Source organism: Streptomyces sp. NPDC029044 (assembly GCF_040637495.1).
GTDB lineage: Bacteria > Actinomycetota > Actinomycetes > Streptomycetales > Streptomycetaceae > Streptomyces.
In genome coordinates, this window is sequence record NZ_JBEZWN010000123.1 from 1 (window position 1) to 8,715 (window position 8,715).

An 8,715-nucleotide genomic window follows, 5' to 3' on the forward strand; every position below is an offset into this window, starting at 1 on the left:
GCCCACACGGGTGCACCCCTAATTTTCACCAGGCCCCTATCCGCGCCATAGCCGCCCCGCCGGGCTGGGCCCCGACCCTGCCCGGCGAGGCGGCTGCGCCCGTTGTCAGCGGCGGGTGCTCCGGATCGGAGGCGCTGCGATCTACATGTGCGGGTAGGTACAGACGTATCCGGCCTTCCAGTCGGCCAGCGACTGCGGATGCCACTTGATGGTCAGGGTCTCTCCTGCCAGTGGGAATCGTGGGCAGAAGATGCCGTCCCACTGGTTGGTGAAGTGCGCCATGCCGACCTCCCTGTTGTAGTAGGCGGGTTGGCCGCAATGGGCGCATACGACGACAGGACCGCTGAAGGCCTGGAGCCGGTCCCTATGGCTCAGCCCCGACTGCTGCCCCAAGAAGATGTCGTCCGTGCGCGGGTACCGCTCCTGGACCAGGCGCAGCGAGAGGTCATGCCAGTCCATACGCAGCAGGCCAGCCGCGGCCGGGAACGCCGGGCAGAACACCGCGCCTTCCTGCTCGGCGAAGTGGCTGGCGCCGCTGGCGCTGTCGTACGCGGGCTGGCCGCAGGCGCTGCAGATGCTGATCAAGCCCTGGTAGGTGCAAATGCTGGCGCCGGGCGCTTCGAGGGCCTGGCGGCGGGCCTGCGTGTAGCGGATGCCGGAAGCGGCTGCTGCAGTACGGGTGTCGAGCTTGCGGCGGCGGTTGCGGGCCATCGCTGAGTCCTCCTCGGCACGCCCACGCCCGCGCCGAAGCGAGGAAAGTTCGATGATTGTGCGCGATTCGGAGAACCTTCTCCGCCTGCGGGGCGTGGGTGCTGGTCCGCGGGGAGTCTGGCGTGCGCGCCGCCTCGCTCGGGATCATAGCCGACAGCGAACGCCGCCTGTGGAATGTGCCGAAGACGCATGGTTCGGCGGGACAGGCCTCGAGGCGGCGCTCATTCCTCGGAGGTGTCGTCCTCATCTTCGGCGTCGTGGGTAGCTGAGTCTGCGGCCGCGATGAGATCGAACAACGACCGCACCGGGGAGACCGGCAGGGACACGATTCCCTGAGCGGTGTCTTCCATGTTCGTGGCCGTGGCTGTCCAGGGCACCTGCAGCGTCCCGGGCAGAGGCTGTCCGGTCACGGCCACGAACGGCGCCAGGTCCTCGGACAAGCCGACGCGCACGTCCTCCGCAGGGAAAACGACGGTGGTCCCCTCCACCCGATCTCCCATGCAGGCGGCAGGACAGCGGGCATGACGGCCGGGAAGGCACGGTGCCAGGCGGGAGTGGCCGGCAAGCCGACGAATGGCTCTCTCTTCCCCGGCCCGTAGGGGCGGGGCGCCTTGGGGAGGCCGCTCGGAAACGGCTTCCTCTTGTCCCGGTCATCAGGGTCTGTCGGAGGCAGAGCGAGCACGCCATCCGGCAACTCCAGCCTGACCTGCACGTCTTTGAGGTGGATGTGCGTGTGATTGTGCAGACGCAGCGCGATGCGCGATGCGGCGAGTGCCGCCACTTCCGGCAGTGTTCTCGGGAGGGCTCGCCTGAGCGCCTCCAGGTACTGGTCCACCTCTTCCAGATACGTTTCGCGGCTGCGGGGATCCGGGGTCGTTTGTGAAGTGAAGTCCCTCATCATCTGCTCCACAGTCGGCGTCGCCGAAGCAGACTTCAGGCGGCTGACGAGACGCTCGCGCTCCGCGTTGACGACGCGGTCCAGGGCTTCGTCCGGGGTGACTACGGGGCTCACCGCGCCTTGTTGTACGGAAAGCGTCAGGTCAAGCGCCTGCTGCTTGCGCAGGAGACGCTCGCCCAGGCGGTCGATGTCGACAGCCCGGGCACGGTCTGTCCGGCCGGTGCGCCGCACAAAAATCGTCGCCTCGCGGATCGTGTCCTTGTCCTTGGCCTGGTCCGATTCGCCGCGCGGTGGCGGCGGGATCTCCTTGCGAATGCAGAAGATCGGGTCGCCCCAGCTCGGAGGACTGACGGTGACGATCAGGACTGGAAGCCGATCATGCCCTTCCTCGCTGACGTGGACGTAGGTGGTGCGCCAGTCGATGTCCTCACCGACGTACGGCGTGATCCACCTCTCCAGCTCGACGCTGTCGATCTCTTCGACGCCGTGGTAGCCCTCCGGATCGACACCCACGACCAGGAACCCGTATCCCTCCACGTTGCGCAGGGCAACGTCGGGCTGACGGTTAGCGAAGCCGATGATGGCGCGGGCCAGATGCGCACGAGCACTCTTGTCCGCCTTGTTCTTCGGCCGAAAGTCCAGCGTCGACTTCCATTCCAGCCAGTCCAGCTCATCCGCTGCGCTCGCTGCTCGGACCGCCGTCACCAACTCCAGGTACTGCGAGGCACGGACCGGCGGGCGGCGTGTGTCGAACTCCAAGGCCACTAGCGAGTCACCCTTCACTCATTCCCATCAGTATCCCTGGTGAAGGTGGGACTGAGGAGCCGTGTGGAAGGCATTACGGCATGACGTGGTCCCTGCCCGAGCCGATGCTGACCGTGGCCGTGGACAGCCCTGTGCTGTCCACCGGGTGGGCAGCGGAGCCGAAGTGGGACGGCTACCGCGCCCAGCTCGCCGTGTACGCGGGCGGGCGGGTGCTGCTGCGCTCCAGGCGCGGCACGGACATGACGGCCTTGTTCCCGGAGATCCGGGCGGCGGCCCTTGCTCACCTGCCGGAGGACACCGGGCTGGACGGGGTTATGTGACCTGTACGGGTGTCTCAGCCTCAGGGTGTCTAAGGCAGCGCACCTCCGTTTACGAGACGCATTCGTCGCCGATGGCTCGGGGAGCCGAAGAAGGAAATAGGGCCCCGCGGCCGTCGGCGCGGCACAGATGACCTGCGCGGATTCAGCGGGCCGCTGGCGCGGTCGTCGGCTCAGCGGTGGGTGACGCCCTGGGCGGCCCTTCGAGTTCGGTCCCCAGGGAGCGTTCTCCGCGAGGCGCCTGGCCCAGTGGACCGAGGCCGGTGTGTGGCCCCGGCTGCACGAGGTCCTCCTCGCCAAGCTTCGCAGCGCGGACGCCCTGGACTTCTCCCGGGCCGCAGTCGATGGCTTCCACATCCGCGCGCTAAAAGGGGATCCAAGACGGGACGAAGCCCTGTTGACCGGGGCAGAAGCGGCAGCAAGCACCACCTGGTTACCGACGCCACCGGCATCCCGCTCGCGGTCACCCTGACCGGCGGCAACCGCAACGACGTCACCCAGCTCATCCCGCTGCTTCAAGCGGTACCACCCGTGCGCGGCAAGCGCGGTCGACCGCGCCGCCGCCCGGACGTCGTGCTCGGGGACCGCGGTTACGACCACGACAAGTACCGCCGGCTCGTCTGGGACCTGGGCGTGAAGCCGGTCATCGCCCGCCGCGGCACCGAGCACGGCTCTGGCCTCGGAACCCAACGCTGGGTCGTGGAGCGCGCGTTCGCCCACCTGCACTGGTTTCGCTGTCTGCGGATCCGTTGGAGATGCGGGACGACATCCACGAGGCTTTCCTCACCCTCGGCTGCGCAATCATCTGCTGGCGGCGCCTCAAGAAAGCAGTGCTGAATCTGAGCCCTCAGCCCGAACCGGCGACCAGCGCCTCGCCGAGCGGGGTGCGCCGGTAGAGGACGGACCGTCCGGACCGGGCGCGGACGAGCAGCCCCGCGCCTCGCAGGATGGCGAGGTGGTCTCCAACCGCGCCGGGTGTCATGGCGAGGCTTCGGGCGAGGTGGCTGGTACTGGCCGGGGCGTCCAGCGCCACCAGCAGCCGGGCTCGGGCCCGGCCGACCAGAGCGGTCAGGGCATCCGGTCTGAGGACGCTCTCCTGCTCGCCCCACAGGGCGGCGGTGCCGCGGGCACGGTAGATCAAGGTTCTGGGCCAGGGGTCTTCCAGGTGCGCGGCGACATTCCCGACGAAGACCGAAGGGATCAGCAGGAGCCCATCGCCGGCGAGGCGGACGGTTCCGACTTGAGGGAAGTGGCCGATCCCGATACCGCCGGCTTGCCAGGCGATGCTCGGGTGCAGGCTCTCGATGGTCGTGACCCAGCCGTGTTCGCCGATCACACCCACCCGGTGCACGACGTCGCGCTCACAGATCGCGCGCAGTTGCGGCCAGTCCGTTGCGAGCAGCTCGCGCCAGGCCTGGTCCATCGCCTCGGCGATCCTGGAGATGGCGTCCGTGGAGTCCAGCACTGCGCGTACGCGGGGATCACGGGCCAACGGGCTGGTCGCGTTGGTGGCGATTTCGTGGCGGGCCGCTTCCAGCGGTGTGGCCCGAATCATGGCCAGGTCGTCTGCCCAGGTCTGGTTGAGGCCGCGCGGGGGCGGAGCGACGAAGTTCGGTCCGGATTGCGGGCTGTGCAAGGCGAGGGCTGCGTTCAGTTCGCTCTCGCGGCGAAGCCGCTCAAAGGCCGGCAGGAGCCGGGTGGCCCAAGCTCGCGGCAGCGGCCGGTCTTGGCCGAGGAGCGAGCGCAGCAGGAAGCAGAGGTCCATCGCGGGCGACAGCGCGAAGCGGCTGCGCAGCAGGTCATCGACGGAGACTTCGAAGCGCAGCACCCTGCGAGGCTACCGCGGGACGCCTCTTCCGATTCGTCCAGCGACGAATCATTGGTGAGGGGTGTGGGCGCACGGCGAGGCTGCGCGTCATGACCCCAACCGCCGAGCCCGCGCAGGGCAACCACCGTGCCACCTACCGGGAGGTGCTGGCCGAGCCGCGATTCCGGCTGCTCTTCTCAACCCGCACCGTCGCGATCACTGCGGACGCGCTGCGGATCACCACGTTCTCGGTTCTGGTCTTCTCGGCCACCGGCTCCGCGCTGCTGAGCGCACTGGCCTTCGGCATCGGCTTCATCCCGCAGCTGTTCGGCTCGCTGCTGCTGGGCTCACTGGCCGACCGGCTGCCGCCCCGCGCGCTCATCACCGGCGGCTACGCCTTGACGTGCGCCGCCGCCCTGCTGCTCGCCCTGGTGCGGATGCCGATCGCGGCAAGCCTCGGCGTCGTGGCGCTGGTCGCCCTCGCCACACCGGTGTTTCACGGCGCGTCGAGTCGGCTGGTCGCGCAGTCGCTGGAGGGCGACGCCTATGTACTGGGCCGTTCACTGAACAACATCGCCGGCGCCGGCGCGCAATTGTTCGGTCTGGCGCTGGGAGGGGCGGTCGTCGCGGCACTCGGCCCGCGCCGGGCACTCGCGGTCAGCGCCGCCCTCTACCTCGGCTGCGCGCTCGCCATCCGCATCCGGCTACCCCGGCTGCAGCCGGGAGAGTTCGGCGGCACACCCGGCAGCACTCGGGGCGATGGCGGCACCGTCCGGGCAAGCCTGCACGGTGCCGGCCTGCTGCTGCGCAAACACACGGTACGACGACTGATGCTGGCCCAGTGGCTACCGCCCGCGTTCGTAGCGGGCGCGGAAGGCCTGATCGTCGCCTACGCCGGAGGACGCCACTTCGCGCCCGGCTGGTACGCGGTGCTGATGGGCTGTCTGCCGGTCGGCATGCTGGTCGGTGACCTGCTGGTGGGGCGACTGCTACGGCCGCCCACCCGGGAGCGACTGGTAGTCCCGTTGACTGCGCTGATGGGACTGCCGCTGGTCGGCTTCGCTGTCGAGCCCGTAGTGGGCGTCTCGTCCTGTCTGCTGCTGCTCTGCGGCTTCGGATTCGCCTACGGTCTCGGCCTGCAACGGCCGTTCCTGGACGCCCTACCGCAGGATGGCCAGGGCCAGGCCTTCGGTCTGCTCGGTTCCGGCAGCATGACGCTGCAGGGCGTCGGGCCGGCCTGCTTCGGCGCGGTGGCCGCAGGCATGGGAACAGGCGGTGCAATTGCCCTGGCAGGCGGCGCGGCGGCGCTTACCGCCGGCTGGATTCTCACCTGGCACCCACCTACCGCCACGGTCCCCGTCCCGAACTGCTCAACGGGATCAGAGAACGGCACCGAACAGCATGCGTGTAGGTCTCCTGCGCAGTAACCGTCGCAGGTCGGGTCAGCCGCGAACCGTCACGCACCCCACCCCGCCCCCACGCCTCCCTGACAGACAGTTATTCCCGATAGCTCATTGTGTTGGGAGTTCTAGCTACTCAATCGGCCGATGATGAGCAGTGGCGCAGCGAAGGCTCCGCCTAGACTGCAAAGACTTGTTCGCGAAGGAGTCTTTGCGAACAAGTCTTTGGGCGGTATGACTGACCCGAACGTGAGGCCGGACGACCCGAACGTTGATAAAGAGGACTCGGTTGTCCTGGATGCCAAGAGGCTGCGTGCCCTAGCGCATCCGGTGCGCGTGCAGTTGGTCGGGCTGCTGCGAAAGTACGGCCCGTCCACCGCCACCCGCCTCGCGGAGCGGCTGGGCGTGAACTCCGGTACGGCCAGCTACCACCTCCGGCAGCTGGGCGCGGCCGGTTTCGTCGAGGAGGACACCGAACGCGGCAACGCGCGAGAGCGCTGGTGGCGTTCGGTGCACCGGACGACCTGGTTCAACGATCCGGATCTGGCGGAGCGGGAGCCCGAGGCCACACTGGCCTACCTGCAGTCCGTCGCCGCCATTTACACGCTGCGCACGCAGCAGACCCTGAGCGGGCTTCAGACGATGCCACGCGCATGGCGAAACACCTTCGATATGAGCGACTGGGCCCTGCGGCTCACGCCCGAGGAAGCCGCCGCCCTGTACCGGGAGTTGGCGGAAGTCATTGCGCGCTACCGGCGAGACGCGCCGGAGACGGTGGCGAGTGCCCCGGACGGAGCCGAACGGGTCGCTGTGATCACGCAGATCCTGCCCGAACTGGATGCGCCTGCCGCGTCGTCGCTCCCTTCCGGCCCTCAGGAAGAGGAAGGAAGTCCGACGTCATGACCGACGACGCCGCGGAGACCGGCGGCATACCCGGCAAGAGGTCCTTACGCCCGCTGGGCGGGGTGCTGGCGGCCATGGCCCTGTCGCTGACCGGCACGCGGATCTCCGTTGTGGCACTGCCCTGGTTCGTCCTCGTCACAACGGGCAGCGCCACCCAGACCGGACTGGTCGCCTTTTGCGAGATGGCGCCGTACGTGGTGGTCAAGGCGTTCACCGGACCGCTGGTGGACCGGATCGGCCCGAGGGCCGTTTCCTGGACCACCGATCTGGCCAGCGCGATCGCCGCTGCCGCGGTTCCCCTGCTCCACGCCCTGGACCTGCTGTCCTTTCCCCTTCTGCTGGTTCTGGTCGCGCTGATCGGCGCGGCCCGGGGACCTGGCGACCTGGCCAAGGAGGTGATGGTGCCGGAAGCGGCCGAGTGCGGCCGCGTGCCACTGGAGCGTGCCACCGGTCTGGCCGGTGTGACCGAGCGGCTCGCCTCCACCGTCGGCCTGGCGGCCGGCGGATCCCTAGTGGCGGTGCTCGGTCCCCTGACCGGACTCGCCGTCAACGCGGGCTGCTTCGCCCTCGGATCGGTGATCATCAAACTCGCACTGCCTCGCGGCATGGGGCATGCGATCGAGGAAGCCCCCTCGCCGGCCGGGGAGACGGGACCGGGTTACTGGCGGCGGTTCGGCGAGGGCTTCACCTTCCTGCGCGGCGAGCCGCTGCTGCTCACCGTCATCGTCATGGTCGGCGGCATCACCAACCTGCTGGATGCGGCGATCACCTCGGCGCTCGCACCGGTCTGGGCAAGGGAGTCCGGCAACGGGCCGACCTCGATCGGTCTGATGGGCAGCGTCATGGGGGCCGCGGCGGTCGGCGGGAGCCTGATCGCCGCGGTGGTCGCGCACCGGCTGCGGCGGCGGGTGGTGGTTCTCGGTGGGTTCCTGCTGGCCGGGGCACCGAGGTTCCTGATCCTCGCCTTGGATGCCCCGCTGGGAGCAGTACTGGCCGTCTTCGCGGTCAGTGGGTTCGGTGCCGGCTTCGTCAATCCAGTGCTGGGAGCCGTCCTCGTCGAGCGGGTGCCGCGCCGGATGCTGGGCCGGGTCAACGCGCTCGGTGACTCGCTGGCCTGGGCAGGCATCCCTCTCGGCGGGCTGCTCGCCGGCGCGGCGGTGACCGCTGTCGGACTCGTGCCGGTGCTGCTCGCCAGCGCCGCCGCGTACTTCCTCACCACGAATCTGGCTGGACTGCGGCCGGAATGGCGCGAGATAGACCGTACGCGTGGGCGGGGCGTCCTGAAGCCGCAGTCCAAGGAAGACGCCTCACAAGACAGCGCGAATGTAGTGACATGACCCTCCCGGAGGGAGGGTGTACGACATCGATCTTCGGCTGCACCTCGAGGAACCTTGGACCAAACGGTAAAGCCCTCCGTGTGGGCGTCAGTGTCGGTACCTGGTCTCAACGCAGCACTGTCCCGGGCCAAAGGCATAGGGGCACCTCCCCGCTGGAGAGTAGGTGGAAAGTCCTTCCGGCGGCAGCATTCAACGCGTCACAGGGAGGGAGGCCACGGTGCCGCCCTGGCGGAGAGCTTCGCGCAGGGTGGCGTTCTCCGCTTCGAGTTCGGCGTTCCGCAGGCTCAGCGTCTGGATGCGGTTGGCGTAGGCGGCGATGGTGGCGCGTGCCTCCCGCTGCTCGGCCGCGTGTTGGGAGCGCAGCGTGGCCGGGTTCGACGCCCCGAGCTGCGGGCGCGATTGGCGCATGGTCAGGTTTGTCCGACACAGCGTCGTCAGCGGCCCCGTGCCCCCGCATCCCAGGGATGCCTGGGATGCGGGGTGCCGGGCGCCCAGGCTGGCGGCATGACACAGCACGTTCGTGACAAGGAGCCCGGGACCACCGTCGGGGCGTCGGCCGGCATCGACGTGCCCGGCC

At 69.0% G+C, this 8,715-nt stretch carries 9 protein-coding genes and 1 pseudogene; 5 read left to right on the forward strand and 5 right to left on the reverse strand.

The genetic code is table 11. The features are described 5' to 3' along the window. Positions 1-141: 141 nt before the first annotated feature. The 3 genes from AB0E85_RS39165 to AB0E85_RS39175 form a co-directional block, all read right to left on the reverse strand. A complete protein-coding gene (locus AB0E85_RS39165) occupies positions 142-711 on the reverse strand; it encodes a hypothetical protein (protein WP_361937541.1) in 570 nt (189 codons plus the stop codon). 221 nt (positions 712-932) lie between these two features. Continuing rightward, positions 933-1,151, reverse strand: a complete 219-nt coding sequence (locus AB0E85_RS39170; protein WP_361937542.1) for a hypothetical protein — start codon at positions 1,149-1,151, stop codon at positions 933-935. Beyond that, positions 1,118-2,368 carry an RNA-binding domain-containing protein gene (locus tag AB0E85_RS39175; protein ID WP_361937543.1) on the reverse strand — a complete coding sequence of 417 codons (1,251 nt, stop codon included), beginning with the start codon at positions 2,366-2,368 and terminating at the stop codon, positions 1,118-1,120. Before AB0E85_RS39175 ends, AB0E85_RS39170 begins: the two co-directional genes overlap by 34 nt. A gap of 86 nt (positions 2,369-2,454) precedes the next feature. On the opposite strand from AB0E85_RS39175, the gene AB0E85_RS39180 reads away from it, so the two are divergent. Further along, a complete protein-coding gene (locus AB0E85_RS39180) occupies positions 2,455-2,694 on the forward strand; it encodes a hypothetical protein (protein WP_361937544.1) in 240 nt (79 codons plus the stop codon). Positions 2,695-2,926: 232 nt separating this feature from the next. Then, positions 2,927-3,587, forward strand: a pseudogene (locus AB0E85_RS39185) (IS5 family transposase); the annotation flags it as partial. On the opposite strand, the gene AB0E85_RS39190 reads toward AB0E85_RS39185, so the two are convergent. Beyond that, positions 3,539-4,519: a winged helix-turn-helix domain-containing protein gene (locus AB0E85_RS39190; protein ID WP_361937545.1), complete on the reverse strand. Its 981-nt coding sequence runs from the start codon at positions 4,517-4,519 to the stop codon at positions 3,539-3,541. The pseudogene AB0E85_RS39185 and the gene AB0E85_RS39190 overlap by 49 nt on opposite strands. 89 nt (positions 4,520-4,608) lie before the next feature. Between AB0E85_RS39190 and AB0E85_RS39195 the strand changes: the two genes are divergently transcribed. From AB0E85_RS39195 to AB0E85_RS39205, 3 genes are all read left to right on the forward strand, one after another. Further along, positions 4,609-5,925: an MFS transporter gene (locus AB0E85_RS39195; protein ID WP_361937546.1), complete on the forward strand. Its 1,317-nt coding sequence runs from the start codon at positions 4,609-4,611 to the stop codon at positions 5,923-5,925. A gap of 207 nt (positions 5,926-6,132) precedes the next feature. Continuing rightward, positions 6,133-6,801 (forward strand): helix-turn-helix domain-containing protein, encoded by a 669-nt coding sequence (locus tag AB0E85_RS39200; RefSeq protein WP_361937547.1) that lies wholly within the window; start codon positions 6,133-6,135, stop codon positions 6,799-6,801. Continuing rightward, a complete protein-coding gene (locus AB0E85_RS39205; RefSeq protein ID WP_361937548.1) occupies positions 6,798-8,138 on the forward strand; it encodes an MFS transporter in 1,341 nt (446 codons plus the stop codon). Before AB0E85_RS39200 ends, AB0E85_RS39205 begins: the two co-directional genes overlap by 4 nt. A gap of 189 nt (positions 8,139-8,327) precedes the next feature. Here the strand turns inward: AB0E85_RS39205 and AB0E85_RS39210 are convergent, their stop codons facing one another. Beyond that, positions 8,328-8,546, reverse strand: coding sequence for a hypothetical protein (locus AB0E85_RS39210; protein ID WP_361937549.1), 219 nt, complete (start codon positions 8,544-8,546; stop codon positions 8,328-8,330). Between the last annotated feature and the right edge of the window lie 169 nt (positions 8,547-8,715).

What these genes read in the sequence shown, in the direction of transcription:
- AB0E85_RS39165 (WP_361937541.1), bottom strand. Translation starts at nt 711, where the DNA reads ATGGCCCGCAACCGCCGCCGCAAGCTCGACACCCGTACTGCAGCAGCC.
- AB0E85_RS39180 (WP_361937544.1), top strand. Translation starts at nt 2,455, where the DNA reads ATGACGTGGTCCCTGCCCGAGCCGATGCTGACCGTGGCCGTGGACAGC.
- AB0E85_RS39195 (WP_361937546.1), top strand. Translation starts at nt 4,609, where the DNA reads ATGACCCCAACCGCCGAGCCCGCGCAGGGCAACCACCGTGCCACCTAC.
- AB0E85_RS39200 (WP_361937547.1), top strand. Translation starts at nt 6,133, where the DNA reads ATGACTGACCCGAACGTGAGGCCGGACGACCCGAACGTTGATAAAGAG.
- AB0E85_RS39205 (WP_361937548.1), top strand. Translation starts at nt 6,798, where the DNA reads ATGACCGACGACGCCGCGGAGACCGGCGGCATACCCGGCAAGAGGTCC.
- AB0E85_RS39210 (WP_361937549.1), bottom strand. Translation starts at nt 8,546, where the DNA reads ATGCGCCAATCGCGCCCGCAGCTCGGGGCGTCGAACCCGGCCACGCTG.